We start from the raw sequence: 14,282 nt of genomic DNA on the forward strand, positions 1-14,282 counted from the left end.
TTACTTCTGAACCGGAGGCGAAGATGTTCGTACAAAATCGATTGAGTGCCTGGATCGCGTCCATCCGCCGGCAAAGCGCGCTGCCGCTGCGGATCGAGTTATGGAACGGCCAGTGCATCGACTTCTCCAACGAGGCGCCGCGCGTGACGATACGCTTGCCCACCGTGTCGGCCGCGCGCTATCTGCTGACGCCGTCGCTGGCCAACCTGGGCACGGCGTATGTCGAGGGCGCGATCGAGGTCAAGGGCGCGGCGCGCGACATGATCGCCGTCGTCAACGCGCTGGCGCGCGGCACGCTCAAGCCGCAGGGCAAGTTCTCGCGCCTGGCGCGCGGCATCAAGCACGACAAGCAAAAGGACGCCGAGGCGATCCGCTACCACTACGACGTCTCCAACGATTTCTACGCGCAATTCCTCGATCCGGCGATGGTGTATTCCTGCGCCTATTTCGAGGACGGCGACGAGGACCTGGCCGCCGCCCAGCTCAAGAAGATCGACCACATCCTGCGCAAGATCGCGCTGCGGCCGGAGCACACGCTGCTCGACATCGGCTGCGGCTGGGGCGCGCTGGTGATCCGCGCGGCCCAGCAGTACCGGGTGCGCTGCGTCGGCGTCACCTTGTCGGAGAACCAGCACGCGCTGGCCACGCAGCGCGTGCGGCGCGCCGGGCTCGAGCACCTGGTCGAGATCCGGCTGCAGGACTACCGCGACGTGCGCGGGCAGTTCGACCGCATCACCAGCGTCGGCATGTTCGAGCATGTCGGCGTGCGGCATTTGCCCGAGTATTTCGCCGCCATCGACCGCCTGCTGGCGCCGGACGGGCTGGTGATGAACCACGGCATCACCTCGACCGATCCTGACAACGGCCAGACGCCGTACGGCGGCGGCGAGTTCATCGACAAATATGTGTTCCCGCACGGCGAGCTGGCGCATATCGGCAGCGTGCTCAAGGCGATGCAGCAGGGCGGGCTCGAAGCGTACGACGTGGAAAACCTGCGGCGCCACTACGCGCGCACCTGCGCCATCTGGACCGACAATTTCGAGGCGCAGGCCGAGCGGCTGCGGGCGCTGGCCGGCGACAAGCGCTTCAGGATCTGGCATGTGTATCTGGCCGGCTGCAGCTACGCGTTCGAGCAGGATTGGATCAGCCTGTATCAGATTGTCGGCCACAAGGCCGGGCAGCGCAGCAACACCTTGCCATGGTCGCGCAAGTACATGTACCCGGATCAAAAGTCATTGGTGGATGCGGCTGCGGTTATTTGATACGGTGGCCGTGGATCTTGCGGAACTCGTCCACCTTGGGCGCGACCACGAACGCGCAGTAGCCCTGCAGCGGATGCCGGCGGAAATAATCCTGGTGATAGTCCTCGGCCTTGTAATACGGCTGCGCCGGCGCCAGTTCGGTGACGATGGCCGCGTCCCACACGTTGGCCATCTCGGCCACGACCTGGCGCGCGGTCGCCTCCTGCTCAGGCGACTGGTAATAGATGACCGAACGGTACTGCGTGCCGATGTCGTTGCCCTGCCGGTTCAAGGTGGTCGGATCGTGAATCGTGAAGAAAATCTCGAGGAGGTCGTGGTAGGCGATGATGGCCGGATCGAATTGCAATTTCACCACTTCGGCGTGGCCGGTGTCGCCCACGCACACTTGTTCGTAGGTGGGATGGGGCACGTGGCCGCCCGTGTAGCCGGACTCGACACTGACTACCCCCTTCACCTGCAGATACACCGCCTCCAGGCACCAGAAGCAGCCGCCGCCCAGAACCGCCGTCTCGAGCGCCGCGCCCGGCGCGCCATTGCTGCCCATAGCCCCCTCCGTATCGAAGCTGCCTGCATGATCCACTGTAACGCAATCGCCCGCCGCACGCAGCTAGTTTACCGCTGGACAAGGACGGCGATCCGCCACGGCCACGAATCTTTGGCATAATGGCTAAAAGAACACAGGCCGACCATGCACACCATCTCCCCCCGCGCCGAAGAACGCGCTTTCGACACCGCCCATTTCCGCCAGGCGCTGGGCCAGTTCGCCACCGGCGTGACCGTGATCACCACCCGGCTGGCCGACGGCACGTTTCGCGGCCTGACGGCCAGTTCCTTCAACTCGGTCTCGCTCGATCCGCCGCTGGTGCTGTGGAGCCTGTCCAACGGCGCCAACAGCATGCCCATCTTCACCGGCAACTCGCATTATGTCATCAACGTGCTCAGCGCCGGCCAGGCGCATTTGGCCAAGCTGTTCGCCACGCGCGGCAGCAATCCGTGGGAAACGGCCGAATACGAACTGTCGCGCACCGGCCAGCCCATCCTCAAGGGCGGATCGGCCTGGTTCGAGTGCCACAACCGCAGCCGCTATCCCGAGGGCGACCACGTGATCTTCGTCGGCGAGGTCGAGTTGTGCGAGTTCACGCCGGCGCCGCCGCTGATCTTCCACGGCGGCCAGTTCGGCAGCCTGGGCTAAAAACGGAAATTGGTGTCGCCATTTGAAAAGCCGGGCCGCCCGGCGCGGCATAGAATGCTGGCAGCATTCACCATAATGAGAGACCACCATGAGCCAAGCCCGCGCCCAATTCCACTGGGATGACCCCTTGTTGCTGGACCAGCAACTGACCGACGACGAGCGCATGGTGCGCGACGCCGCCGCCGCCTATTGCCAGGACAAGCTGGCGCCGCGCATCCTGGAGGCGTTCCGCCACGAGAAGATGGACACCTCGATCTTCCGCGAAATGGGCGAGTTGGGCCTGCTGGGCCCGACCATTCCCGACCAGTACGGCGGTCCCGGCCTGAACTACGTCTCCTACGGGCTGATCGCGCGCGAGGTCGAGCGCATCGATTCCGGCTACCGCTCGATGATGAGCGTGCAGTCGTCGCTGGTGATGGTGCCGATCTTCGAATTCGGCACCGAGGCGCAGCGCCAGAAATACCTGCCCAAGCTGGCGACCGGCGAATGGATAGGCTGCTTCGGCTTGACCGAGCCGAACCACGGCTCCGATCCCGGCTCGATGATCACGCGCGCCAAGAAGGTCCCGGGCGGCTACGCGCTGACCGGCGCCAAGATGTGGATCACCAACTCGCCGGTGGCCGACGTGTTCGTGGTCTGGGCCAAGGACGACGAGGGCGCCATCCGCGGCTTCGTGCTGGAAAAAGGCATGGCCGGCCTGAGCGCGCCCGCCATCCACGGCAAGTTCGGCCTGCGCGCCTCGCTGACCGGCGAGATCGTCATGGACAACGTGTTCTGCCCGGAGGAGAACGCCTTCCCGGACGTGCGCGGTTTGAAGGGTCCGTTCACCTGCCTGAACTCGGCGCGCTACGGCATCGCCTGGGGCGCGCTGGGCGCGGCCGAGGCCTGCTGGCACATCGCCCGCCAGTACGTGCTGGACCGCTCGCAGTTCGGCCGTCCGCTGGCCGCCAACCAGCTGGTGCAAAAGAAGCTGGCCGACATGCAGACCGAAATCACCCTGGGCCTGCAGGGCTGCCTGCAACTGGGCCGCATGAAGGACGCGGGCACGGCGGCGGTGGAAATCACCTCGATGATGAAGCGCAATTCGTGCGGCAAGTCGCTGGACATCGCCCGGGTCGCGCGCGACATGCTGGGCGGTAACGGCATCTCGGACGAATTCGGCGTCATCCGCCACATGGTCAACCTGGAGGTGGTCAACACCTACGAGGGCACGCACGACATCCACGCGCTGATCCTGGGGCGCGCGCAGACCGGCATCCAGGCGTTCCAATAAGACGCGTCGGCACCCCCGAATGAAAAAAAACCGCTGCGAACAGGCAGCGGTTTTTTTATTGGGCCACGACAATCAGAAATTAAATCCCTTGAAGTTGTAGCCGATGCTGACGCTGACGGCCAGCGGATCGAGGCGGATGTCCTGGTCCTGGCCGGTCGAGAAATGCACCTTGGTCTTGAGCTTGGTCTTGATCACGGTGGCGTCGACAAACCACTGCTCGTTGATCTTGACCGTGCCGCCGATCTGGTAGCTGGCCGCCCATTTGTTGTCGACCTTGAAGGTCGCGCCCGGACCGCCGGTGTTCAGGATCGCCGTCAATTGTCCCGAACCGCGCTCCTTCTGGAAGTAGGCGTACGTGATACCGAGGCCGACATACGGCCGGAACATCGCGTTGGCCGGCAGGAAGCGGTACTGGATGAACGCCGTCGGCGGCAACACCTCCGAGGTGCCCAGCTTGCCCGTGCCCTGGATCGATCCCCCGCCGATCAGGTCGTGCTTGTACGGCATCCCCAGGTCGAGCTCCGCCGAGATGTTGTCGGTGTACATGTACGCGAACGCCAGCCGCGGCTTGGTGTCCGAATCGATGTCGGCCTTGGTGCCCGGCAGCGCCGGCGCCGACACATCGCCGGATTCGACCTTCGGCGTGATCTTGTTGATGCCGAGGGTGGCGAGCCAGGTGCCGGCCGTTTGTTGCGCCGAAGCGGCCGTGGCCACCGACATCGCGGCGGCCAGCGCCAGCAGTTTTACCGTCGTTTTAAAACCATTGTTCATATCGTCTCCTGATTTTTATGTGATAGTCCGGCAGCGTCCGCCCTTTGCGGCGGCGCTGCCTGCGACGACAGAATTTACAGCCAGCCCTTGGTCACCAGGCTCCTGGACACGTAACGGGCCAGCAGCAGGTTGTTGAACGGGGTCGGGTGGACCTCGTCGGCGAACGAATAGTGGCTCACGTCGCCCGACTTGAGGTTGCCGGCATTGCACGCCAGCGACGTGCCCAGCGGATTCTTGGCCGCGCTCAGGTCGCACGCCGGTTCGGTCACGTTGGTCAGCCCGTACGGTCCCGGATTGGTGGCCTGGTCGTGGCTGACGGCGAACACGTCGACGATCACCACTTTCGGTTCCGCCGACAGGCCGGCGGTCAGCGCCGTGTTGAAGGCGCTCACCATGGCGTTGATGAGCGCCTGGGTGGCGGCCGACTGGCCGCGGCCGGACGGCGTGGTGGCGACGTCGGGCAGGTTGTTGACGGTCACGAAGTTGGCGCCGTTGGCGATGATCTGCGTCTTGACCAGGTTGGCCAGCTCGGTGCCGGCGGTGCCCAGCGCGGCGACCAGTTCCGGGCCCTTGGCGGTGGCGTAGTCGAGCCCGGCCTTGTTGCCGGCGGCGGTGGCGTCGGCCGTGGCCTTGGCCACCATCGGACCGTAGACGGTCTGCGAGGCGACCGCCGAGTTGCCCGGCTGGACGGCGGCGGCGCCGATGGCCACCGTGGTGATGCTGGTCTGCGTGCTGCCGGGCTTGGCAGCTTCCGTTTGCGCGGCAAAGGCGATGGCCTGGGCGGCGGTCTGCGGATTGGTCGCGCCGGCCGCCAGTTGCGGCACCAGGCTCTGCAAGTAGGCGATGCCGCCGGCCTTGGTGCCTTCGGCGGTGGCGGCGGCGCTCAACGCGGCCAGCTGGAACAGCACATCGTTACCGCCGGCCATGACGAACACCATTTCATCGCCCTTGAACTTGCCGCCGACCGCCTTCAGGTGGTTGGCCACCTGGGTGACGACGGGTATGGTCAGCGCGCCCAGCGCGCTGCCGGCCAGTTTGTTGCCCGGCCCGACGGGATTGGTGACGCGCGAGCCGCCCTGGGCGTAGCCGTAGCAGCCGGCGTGGGCCACCTGCGGCACCGAGAAGCCCTTGCTGGCGTCGCCGTCGAGGCCGGTCACGGCGGCGCACGGAGCTGGCAGGCCCAGCTGGGCGGCCACCAGTTCGGTCCAGTTCTTGCCGGTCAGGGTGGAGGCGACGGCCGTGTTATCGCCGTTGATGGTGAACTTGCCGCCCTTGAGGGCGGCCACAGTGCCGACGGCATACGAACCGACATCCGACAGGCTATCGCCGAAGGACACTTGCGCGCTGTACTTGTTTTTGATGGTTTGATCACCGGGCTTCGGGTCGGCGCTGCCGCCACAACCCGCCAGGACAGCCAGAGTCATTGCAGCCAGTGCAAATTTGGTGTTGCGCATGTTGTCTCCTGTGAATATTCTTTTATGGTTTGATACGAACGGGCGTGCTATTCGCATCCCAACTAATATGCCAGCGTTAGCGCTGCTTGTATAGAAAAACACCGGACAATCCGCCGGTGTGTGAGCAAAAAAGAACAGTTGCTCGGCTTTTCAATTGCAAGCTTAATCTGCCTCAAACAGGGGTCTAGCGGTTTGGGGCAGAATCGAAAAACGCGCGCGCCTCCCGCAGGCAGAATGGCGCAACCAGGCCGGCGTGGTAGCTATCCTTCACCGACTTGTTGGCCTGCCGCAGCACCTCCTTGGCGGCCGCGAATTCCAGGCGCGTGGCCAGATACGGCGTGGCCAGCGAGGTGTCCTCCAGATCGAGTCCCGTCAGCGCCGGCGCGCCCCTGGCGGCGAAATACGCCCCGGCCGCCTTGGTATTGGCGAACGACACCACCGGATCGTCGCCGCCGCCGCACAGGAACAGCGGCACGGACGGCGTATAGGTGCGCAAATCGTTTTTCAGCAGCCAGCGGCGCAGCGGCTGGGCCGGCGCGCAGTCGAGCGGATTGGCGGCGCTGGTATTGCATGGGTTGGCCTTCAGATCGGCCAGATAACCGTTGCGATACGCGGTTTTGATCAAGTGATCGACGCCGAAGAACGACGCGTAGCCGTCCGGCTGCGGCAGCGAATCCTGGGCGAACAGCACATCGTCGGGCAGCTTGCCGGCGGCCACCAGCGCGCCGAAACCGCGCGTGCCCGGCAGCAGCGTATCGATGCCGGTGGCGTACTTGGCCTCGTAGACATCGGCCGTGCTGGCGTAGAGCGCGGCGCCGGCGCGCTGGCCGGCATTGATCACCAGGGGCAGGAAACCGGTCGCGCCCACGGTCGGCGCGCCCGCGAAGATGGTGTCGCCGAACAGCAGCAAGGCGTAAGGGCCGGACAGCGGCGCGGCGGCGGTGACGTTGAATTCGCCCGCGTAGCCGGTCTGCATGGCCCGCTGCGTGGCCAGCGCCACATAGCCGCCCTGCGAATAACCGGTCACCATCAGCCGGCTCGACGCGCCGACCTTCATCGACGCGAAAGAGCTGCGGGCGGCGCGCAGGGCGTCGACCATGTCGGCCGATTGCTGGTTGGCGTCGAGATAGGCGTGATAGGCCAATGACGAGCCCGCGTAGCCGGCGTAATTGGGCGCCACCACGATATAGCCGCGGGCGGCGAACATCGCGGCGATCATCAACGGCTCGCTGGACGACAGGTCGGCCATGTCGTCGCTCTTTTGCACGGTGGTGCCGTGCGCGTAGAGCAGCACCGGCCGATTACCCTGGCAGGCCGCGTCCTTGCCTGACGGGACCATGACGGCGGTGCTGGCGTCGGTATCGGCCGCCAACGAATCGACGGTATGATATTTGAGCGTATAGGTGGTGACGGCGCACAGCGGCGTGCTGGTCACGGTGGTGCCGAGCACCACGGATTGATCGACCAGTTTCTTGAGTTCGCCCGGCTCGACCGTGCCGGCGGTGGCGCCGCCGATCAGTGTGGCCGGCACCACGGTGGCGGCGCCGATGACGGAGCCGCGCGGCGGCGGCGGCGGGGGCGGCGGCGGCGACACTACCACCGAGCCGCTGCTCTGGCTGCCGGAGCCGCCGCCCCCGCCACACGAAGCCAGCGCGAGCGCCAGGCAAATCAACGTCACTTTAGCGCAGCGCATATCACAATCCTCGCAAGATGGCCGGCCGAGGTTTTCGGGCCGACAACAATTCATCTTAGCACTGGATTATGGAAATTTCCTGCGAAGCGAGCCCAACCAAACATCGGCGCCACGTTGGGCGGATTGGCGCGGCGTAATCGGCCATGCGTGCGTTATCGACGGCGCATAGATGGCCGATTACGGCGTTCCGCCTAATCCGCCCTACGGTTCAACAGAGATTCGATGATGCCGGCGGAGCCGAACACGGAGCGGCGCAGGCGGTCGTTGACGCCCAGCCATTGGGGATCTTGCGGAGGGGTTTGCACCAAAATTACGTCAGCGCCGGTTTGGTCCATGTCCCGCAAGGCGGCGTACAGGCCGTAGGCGTACCCGGCCGGGTCGGCGGGCAACAGTCGCTGGCTCGGCGCCAGCGCCGGCAGCGCGTGGGCGATGACCGCTACCTTGATGCCCTTGGCGTGCAACCGTGCCAGCGTGGCCGTCAAGGCGTCGCCGTCGAGCATCGTCACCGGCGTGCGCGGCGCGTAGTGCGATTCGAGCGTGCCCGATGCGCGCGGCGCGGCCTGGTCCGGCGCGGACGGCAAACGGCCGATGACGTCGGCTATCTGTTCGGCACCGATGTGCCCTGGGCGCAACAGCACCGGGCCGTGCGTCGCCAGCCGCGACAGATCGACGATGGTCGATTCGATGCCGACCTGGCTGGGGCCGCCTTCCAGCACCGTGTTAAGTAATTGGGCCGAACAGGCGTCTTCGTCGCTGATCGAGCCTTCATCGTCATCGTCCAGCGCGAACTCGTCACGCACGTGCTGCGCCGTCGTGGGGCTGACGTTGCCGAACTTGTTGGCCGACGGCGCGGCGACGCCGCCCTTGCCACCCTTGAAGGCGCTCAGCAGGGCGATCGCGACCGGATGCGAGGGGCAGCGGATGCCCACCGTGTCCTGGCCGCCGGAGACGGCGTCCGGTATGTGGCCGGCGCGCTTCAAAATCAAGGTCAACGGTCCCGGCCAGAAGGCGGCGACCAGTTGCCGCGCCTCTGGCGGAATGTCGCTGACCCAATAGTCCAGATCGGCGCCGGGCGCCACGTGCACGATCACCGGATGGTCGTTAGGGCGGCCCTTGGCCTGGTAGATGCGGGCCACGGCGGCCGGATTCTCGGCATCGGCGCCCAGGCCGTAGACGGTCTCGGTCGGGAACGCGACCAGGCCGCCCTCCTCCAAAACGGCGGCGGCCGCCGCGATGTCCGCCGCGTCGGCGACCTCGTGGCGCGGTTGCTTCACGGTTCGATACCCAGGATGGCGCAGGCGGCGTTCAGTTGCCGCTGCGCCTCGTCCAGGGTCGGCGCGACGATGGTCAGGTGGCCCATCTTGCGCGCGCGGCGCGGGTCGTCCTTGCCATACAGATGCAGGCAGGCGCCCGGCAACGCCAGGATGCGGTCCCAGGCCGGTTCGCGCGCAGTGTCGCTGTCGCCTTCGAACCAGACATCGCCTAGGATGTTGAGCATGACCGCCGGCGAATGCTGGCGCACGTCGCCCAGCGGCAGGCGCGCCATCGCGCGGACCTGCTGCGCGAACTGGCTGGTAACGCAGGCGTCCATCGTGTAGTGGCCGCTGTTGTGCGGACGCGGCGCCATTTCGTTGACCACCAGGCTGCCGTCGGTCAGCACGAAGAATTCGATGCACAGCACGCCGACGTAGCCCAGTTCGGCCACGATGGCCTGCGCCGCCTGTTGCGCCACCTTGGCGCTGGCGTCGGAAACATTGGGGCCCGGCACCGTGGTGGTGAACAGGATGCCGTCGCGGTGGACATTCTCGGCGATCGGATAGACCACCGACGCGCCATCGGCGCCACGCGCGGTCAGCACCGATACTTCATAGGCCAGCGGCAGCATCTTTTCCAGCAGGCAGGTGACCTTGTCCATGCTTTCAAACGCGGCGCGCACGTCCTCGCGCGATTTCACGCGGACCTGGCCCTTGCCGTCGTAGCCCATGCGCACCGTCTTCAGGATGCCCGGCAGCAGATCGTCGGCGATATCGTCGATATCCTGCTGCGATGCGATCACTTTGTGCGGCGCCGGCATCACGCCCGAACGCGGCGCGCAGTCGACAAAGAATTTCTTCTCGGCGATGCGGTCCTGCGCCACCGACACGCCATGCGCGTTGGGGGCGACGAACACGCGCTCGGCCAGACGCGACAAGCTGTCGGCCGGCACGTTCTCGAATTCGGTGGTGACGGCCAGGCATTGCGCCGCCAGCGCGTCCAGCCCGGCGGCGTCGCTGTAGCCGGCGTTGACCAGCCGCTGCGCGACCTGCCCCGCCGGACATTCATCGGCGGGCTCCAGCACGGCGACCTGATAACCCATGCTCTGGGCGGCCTGGGCGAACATGCGGCCCAGTTGACCGCCGCCCATCACGCCCAGCCATGCCGGTGGATTGGCGGCGGGCAGTAGTGGAGAAAAATCTTTGCTCATTGATTATTTATTCGAACGATTTATTCAAGCGGCAGCGTCATGGCCTTGGCGGCGTCGGTTTGCGTGACGCGGAAGGCTTCCAGCTTGTCGGCCAGCGCGTCGTCGGTGGCGGCGATCATCGCCACCGCCGTCAGCGCGGCGTTGGCGGCGCCGGCCTCGCCGATGGCGAAGGTCGATACCGGCACGCCCTTGGGCATCTGCACGATCGACAGCAGCGAATCCTCGCCGCGCAGATACTTCGACGGCACCGGCACACCCAGCACCGGCACGATGGTCATCGCCGCAACCATGCCCGGCAGGTGGGCGGCGCCGCCGGCGCCGGCGATGATGGCGCGCAGGCCGCGCGCGCGCGCGCTTTTGGCGTACGCATACATCTCGTCCGGCATGCGGTGCGCGGAAATGACCTGCGCTTCGAACGGCACGCCGAACTGCTTGAGGATGGCGACCGCGTTCTGCATCACGTCCCAGTCCGAGGACGAACCCATGATGACGCCGACCAGCGGCTTAGTGCTTTGAACGTCCGCCATCTCAGGCCTTCAGCTTCTGGCCGGTCAGGCGCTCGATCGCCTCGAAGTACTTGGCCTGGGTCTTGTCGATGACGTCGGCCGGGAGCGCGGGCGCCGGCGCGGTCTTGCCCCAGTCCAGCGTTTCCAGGTAGTCGCGCACGAATTGCTTGTCGAACGACGGTGGCGACATGTCCGGCGCGTACGAATCGGCCGGCCAGAAGCGCGACGAGTCGGCCGTCAGCACTTCGTCCATCAGGTGCATGACGCCGTTTTCGTCCAGGCCGAATTCGAACTTGGTGTCGGCGATGATAATGCCGCGCGTGGCCGCGTAGTCGGCGGCGGCGGTGTACAGTTTGATGCTGATATCGCGCATTTTGGCGGCCAGTTCGGCGCCGATGCGGCTTTCCATGTCGGCAAAGCTAATGTTTTCGTCGTGCTCGCCCAGATCGGCCTTGGCCGCCGGCGTGAACAGCGGCTCCGGCAATTTCTCCGCCTGGCGCAAGCCGGCCGGCAATTGAATGCCGCAGACGCTGCCCGTCGCCTGGTAATCCTTCCAGCCCGAACCGATGATGTAGCCGCGCACCACCGCCTCGACCATGATCGGCTTCAGACGCTTGGCGACCACCGCGCGGCCCTTGACCTGCTCCACCTCATCGGCGGCGACCACGGACTCGGGCGCGACGCCGGTCAGGTGGTTCGGCACGATGTGGCCCAGTTTCTCGAACCAGAAATCGCTCATCTGGTTCAAAACCATGCCCTTGCCGGGGATAGGCTCGTTCATGACAACGTCGAAGGCTGACAGGCGGTCGGTGGTGACGATCAGGATCTTGTCGTCGCCGACGGCGTAGTTGTCGCGGACTTTGCCATGGCCGAGCAGTGGCAGGGATTTGATGGAGGATTGGTAAAGGCTGTTCATAGCGGAGAATGTATTAACCAAACGTAGAAAAAGCGAAAACCGGCGACAAGGAAACCTTGCCAGCCGGTCAAGAGATTCGGGCAAGCTTTGCCCGTCCAACCCGAATTTTACTTCACAATCTGTTGCAGCTCGCCGGCCTTGTAACGCTCGGCCATTTTTTCCAGCGTCACTTGCTTGATTTTCGACGCTTGACCAGCGCAGCCGAACTGCTCGAAACGGGCGCGGACGATCTGCTCGGCGGCCAGACGGGCAGGCTTCAGGTAGTCGCGCGGGTCGAATTTCGACGGATTCTGGAACATGAACTGACGGATCGCGGCGGTCATCGCCAGGCGGATGTCGGTGTCGATGTTGATCTTGCGTACGCCGTGACGGATGCCTTCCTGGATCTCTTCAACCGGCACGCCATAGGTTTCCTTCATGTCGCCGCCGAATTCGCGGATGATGGCCAGCAGTTCCTGCGGCACCGACGACGAACCGTGCATCACCAGGTGGGTGTTCGGGATGCGCGCGTGGATTTCCTTGATGCGGTCGATCGCCAGGATGTCGCCGGTCGGCTTGCGGGTGAACTTGTAGGCGCCGTGCGAGGTGCCGATGGCGATGGCCAGCGCGTCGCACTGGGTTTGCTTGACGAAGTCGGCGGCCTGGTTGACGTCGGTCAGCAGCTGCTCGCGGGTCATCGTGCCGTCGGCGCCGTGGCCGTCTTCCTTGTCGCCCTTCATGGTTTCCAGCGAACCCAGAACGCCCAGCTCGGCTTCAACGGTGACGCCGATGGCGTGCGAGAACTTGACCACTTCGCGCGACACTTCGACGTTGTACTCGTACGATGCGACCGACTTGCCGTCCGCTTCCAGCGAGCCGTCCATCATCACCGACGAGAAGCCGGAGCGGATCGCGGCCATGCAGACCGCCGGCGACTGGCCGTGGTCCTGGTGCATGACGACCGGAATGTGGGGATAGGCTTCAATCGCGGCGTCGATCAGATGACGCAGGAACGCTTCGCCGGCATATTTGCGGGCGCCGGCCGAGGCTTGCATGATGACCGGGCTGTCGAGCGCGTCGGCGGCGGCCATGATGGCTTGCACTTGTTCCAGATTGTTGACGTTGAAAGCAGGAATGCCATAGCCGTTTTCAGCGGCGTGGTCCAGCAGTTGACGCATGGATACGAGGGACATGATGTGTACTCCAAACAATAAAAAAACTTGGTTGCCGGAGCGTTGCGCCCCCGTTCCGCGGGGGCGCGCTATCGGACTTACTTAATACCTACTTTGACGATCTTGAGCGCGTTGGTGCCGCCGGCCTGGCCCATCTGGCCGCCCCACGTCACGACGATCATATCGCCCTTCTTGACGATGCCGTTCTGCACCAACAAGTCTTCGGCCTGCTTCAGCACGGCGGCGCTGTCGCCCGCCTGCGCCAGATTGTATGCCTTCACGTTGCGGTACAGCGCCGCCTTGCGCTGGGTCGTCACGCTCGGCGTCAACGCGTAGATCGGCGTGTCGATGTTGTGACGGCTCATCCACAGCGCGGTCGAACCGGACTCGGTCAGCGCGACGATCGCCTTGACCGCCAGGTGGTGCGCGGTGAACAGCGCGCCGTAAGCGATCGACTGGTCGATGCGGGTGAAGGTCACATTCAGGAAGTCGGCGTCGAGCTTGTTGTACTCGGACTGCTCGGCTTCCACGCAAATGGCGGCCATCATCTCCACGGTCTCGATCGGGTAGCGGCCCGAGGCCGTTTCCGCCGAGGTCATCACCGCGTCGGTACCGTCCAGCACGGCGTTGGCCACGTCGGACACTTCGGCGCGGGTCGGCACGGCGTTGAAGATCATCGACTCCATCATCTGGGTCGCGGTGATCGCCAGCTTGTTCGACTCGCGCGCCATCTTGATCATGCGCTTTTGCAACGCCGGCACCGCCGCGTTGCCCACTTCCACCGCCAGGTCGCCACGGGCGACCATGATGCCGTCGGAGGCGTCGAGGATCTCCTGCAGCACAGGGATCGCTTCGGCGCGCTCGATCTTGGCGATCATCATCGGCTTATGGTTGAACGGCTCGCCGGCGATGTTCGCCAGGGTGCGGGCCATTTCCATGTCGGTCGCGCTTTTCGGGAACGAGATCGCCAGGTAATCGCACTGGAAACTCATTGCCGTCTTGATGTCTTCCATGTCCTTGGCGGTCAGCGCCGGCGCGGTCAAGCCGCCGCCCTGGCGATTGATGCCCTTGTTATTGGACAGTTCGCCACCGATCTTGACGGTGGTGTAAATCTCGTGGCCGACGATCTTGTCGACCACCAGCACGATCAGGCCGTCGTTGAGCAGCAGCTTGTCGTCGGCGCGCAAATCCTGCGGCAGCGCCTTGTAATCCAGGCCGACGCGCTCCTGGTTGCCCAGTTCGCCGTTCTCGCCCCACTTGGCGTCCAGGATGAACTTGTCGCCATTGGCCAGATCGATCTTACCATTTTCAAATTTGCCGACGCGAATCTTAGGACCTTGCATGTCCGCCATGATCGCCACTTCGCGGCCGCACTCGGCGGCGGCCTCGCGTACCAGCCTGGCGCGGTCGATATGGTCCTGCGCCTTGCCGTGCGAGAAATTCAAACGTACCACATCCACCCCGGCGCGTATCATTTTCACCAGAACGTTGAAATCTGTAGAAGCCGGGCCGATCGTTGCGACAATTTTGGTACTACGGGACATAGGATTCCTTGAGCGTTGGGTCATGCGGACAGCCCCCGCGACAGCGGCGGGGGCCA

General features: G+C 64.9%; 13 protein-coding genes. 3 read left to right on the plus strand and 10 right to left on the minus strand.

Annotated elements, in window-relative coordinates:
* The first annotated feature begins 23 nt into the window (after nt 1–23).
* Nucleotides 24–1,262 (plus strand): cyclopropane-fatty-acyl-phospholipid synthase family protein, encoded by a 1,239-nt coding sequence (locus tag JOD97_RS27200; RefSeq protein WP_209725510.1) that lies wholly within the window; start codon nt 24–26, stop codon nt 1,260–1,262.
* Here JOD97_RS27200 and msrA read toward each other — a convergent pair.
* Nucleotides 1,255–1,806: a peptide-methionine (S)-S-oxide reductase MsrA gene (gene msrA, locus JOD97_RS27205; RefSeq protein WP_209725515.1), complete on the minus strand. Its 552-nt coding sequence runs from the start codon at nt 1,804–1,806 to the stop codon at nt 1,255–1,257. The two genes, JOD97_RS27200 and msrA, sit on opposite strands and share 8 nt — an antisense overlap.
* A 144-nt stretch (nt 1,807–1,950) precedes the next feature.
* Between msrA and JOD97_RS27210 the strand changes: the two genes are divergently transcribed.
* Both JOD97_RS27210 and JOD97_RS27215 read left to right on the plus strand, forming a co-directional pair.
* Entirely contained in the window at nt 1,951–2,454 is a 504-nt protein-coding gene (locus JOD97_RS27210; protein ID WP_209725517.1) for a flavin reductase family protein, read from the plus strand.
* 88 nt (nt 2,455–2,542) lie between these two features.
* Nucleotides 2,543–3,727, plus strand: a complete 1,185-nt coding sequence (locus JOD97_RS27215; protein ID WP_209725521.1) for an acyl-CoA dehydrogenase — start codon at nt 2,543–2,545, stop codon at nt 3,725–3,727.
* A gap of 72 nt (nt 3,728–3,799) precedes the next feature.
* Here the strand turns inward: JOD97_RS27215 and JOD97_RS27220 are convergent, their stop codons facing one another.
* The 9 genes from JOD97_RS27220 to pyk form a co-directional block, all read right to left on the minus strand.
* Nucleotides 3,800–4,498 (minus strand): OmpW family protein, encoded by a 699-nt coding sequence (locus tag JOD97_RS27220; RefSeq protein ID WP_209725523.1) that lies wholly within the window; start codon nt 4,496–4,498, stop codon nt 3,800–3,802.
* 74 nt (nt 4,499–4,572) lie between these two features.
* Nucleotides 4,573–5,952, minus strand: coding sequence for an SGNH/GDSL hydrolase family protein (locus JOD97_RS27225; protein WP_209725527.1), 1,380 nt, complete (start codon nt 5,950–5,952; stop codon nt 4,573–4,575).
* 184 nt (nt 5,953–6,136) lie between these two features.
* Nucleotides 6,137–7,645, minus strand: coding sequence for a S9 family peptidase (locus tag JOD97_RS27230; RefSeq protein ID WP_209725529.1), 1,509 nt, complete (start codon nt 7,643–7,645; stop codon nt 6,137–6,139).
* A gap of 191 nt (nt 7,646–7,836) precedes the next feature.
* Nucleotides 7,837–8,919 (minus strand): L-threonylcarbamoyladenylate synthase, encoded by a 1,083-nt coding sequence (locus JOD97_RS27235; protein ID WP_209725531.1) that lies wholly within the window; start codon nt 8,917–8,919, stop codon nt 7,837–7,839.
* Nucleotides 8,916–10,109, minus strand: coding sequence for a 5-(carboxyamino)imidazole ribonucleotide synthase (locus tag JOD97_RS27240; RefSeq protein ID WP_209725533.1), 1,194 nt, complete (start codon nt 10,107–10,109; stop codon nt 8,916–8,918). Before JOD97_RS27240 ends, JOD97_RS27235 begins: the two co-directional genes overlap by 4 nt.
* Nucleotides 10,110–10,129: 20 nt before the next feature.
* Nucleotides 10,130–10,636, minus strand: a complete 507-nt coding sequence (purE, locus tag JOD97_RS27245; protein ID WP_209725535.1) for a 5-(carboxyamino)imidazole ribonucleotide mutase — start codon at nt 10,634–10,636, stop codon at nt 10,130–10,132.
* Between the two features lies 1 nt (nt 10,637).
* Nucleotides 10,638–11,531: a phosphoribosylaminoimidazolesuccinocarboxamide synthase gene (locus JOD97_RS27250; RefSeq protein WP_209725536.1), complete on the minus strand. Its 894-nt coding sequence runs from the start codon at nt 11,529–11,531 to the stop codon at nt 10,638–10,640.
* 107 nt (nt 11,532–11,638) lie between these two features.
* The gene (gene fba, locus JOD97_RS27255) at nt 11,639–12,703 is read right to left on the minus strand and encodes a class II fructose-bisphosphate aldolase (protein WP_090325362.1); all 1,065 of its coding nucleotides are present in this window, start codon (nt 12,701–12,703) and stop codon (nt 11,639–11,641) included.
* Between the two features lie 77 nt (nt 12,704–12,780).
* Nucleotides 12,781–14,226: a pyruvate kinase gene (gene pyk / locus JOD97_RS27260; protein ID WP_209725537.1), complete on the minus strand. Its 1,446-nt coding sequence runs from the start codon at nt 14,224–14,226 to the stop codon at nt 12,781–12,783.
* Nucleotides 14,227–14,282: the final 56 nt, after the last annotated feature.

The sequence above is a fragment of the Duganella sp. 1411 genome, from assembly GCF_017833525.1.
Lineage (GTDB): Bacteria > Pseudomonadota > Gammaproteobacteria > Burkholderiales > Burkholderiaceae_D > Rugamonas.

Bases quoted from the DNA above. Each gene is read 5' to 3' on its own strand.
- JOD97_RS27200 (WP_209725510.1), top strand. From the start codon at position 24: ATGTTCGTACAAAATCGATTGAGTGCCTGGATCGCGTCCATCCGCCGG.
- JOD97_RS27240 (WP_209725533.1), bottom strand. From the start codon at position 10,109: ATGAGCAAAGATTTTTCTCCACTACTGCCCGCCGCCAATCCACCGGCA.
- purE (WP_209725535.1), bottom strand. From the start codon at position 10,636: ATGGCGGACGTTCAAAGCACTAAGCCGCTGGTCGGCGTCATCATGGGT.
- JOD97_RS27225 (WP_209725527.1), bottom strand. From the start codon at position 5,952: ATGCGCAACACCAAATTTGCACTGGCTGCAATGACTCTGGCTGTCCTG.
- fba (WP_090325362.1), bottom strand. From the start codon at position 12,703: ATGTCCCTCGTATCCATGCGTCAACTGCTGGACCACGCCGCTGAAAAC.
- JOD97_RS27215 (WP_209725521.1), top strand. From the start codon at position 2,543: ATGAGCCAAGCCCGCGCCCAATTCCACTGGGATGACCCCTTGTTGCTG.
- JOD97_RS27210 (WP_209725517.1), top strand. From the start codon at position 1,951: ATGCACACCATCTCCCCCCGCGCCGAAGAACGCGCTTTCGACACCGCC.
- msrA (WP_209725515.1), bottom strand. From the start codon at position 1,806: ATGGGCAGCAATGGCGCGCCGGGCGCGGCGCTCGAGACGGCGGTTCTG.
- JOD97_RS27250 (WP_209725536.1), bottom strand. From the start codon at position 11,531: ATGAACAGCCTTTACCAATCCTCCATCAAATCCCTGCCACTGCTCGGC.
- JOD97_RS27230 (WP_209725529.1), bottom strand. From the start codon at position 7,645: ATGCGCTGCGCTAAAGTGACGTTGATTTGCCTGGCGCTCGCGCTGGCT.
- pyk (WP_209725537.1), bottom strand. From the start codon at position 14,226: ATGTCCCGTAGTACCAAAATTGTCGCAACGATCGGCCCGGCTTCTACA.
- JOD97_RS27220 (WP_209725523.1), bottom strand. From the start codon at position 4,498: ATGAACAATGGTTTTAAAACGACGGTAAAACTGCTGGCGCTGGCCGCC.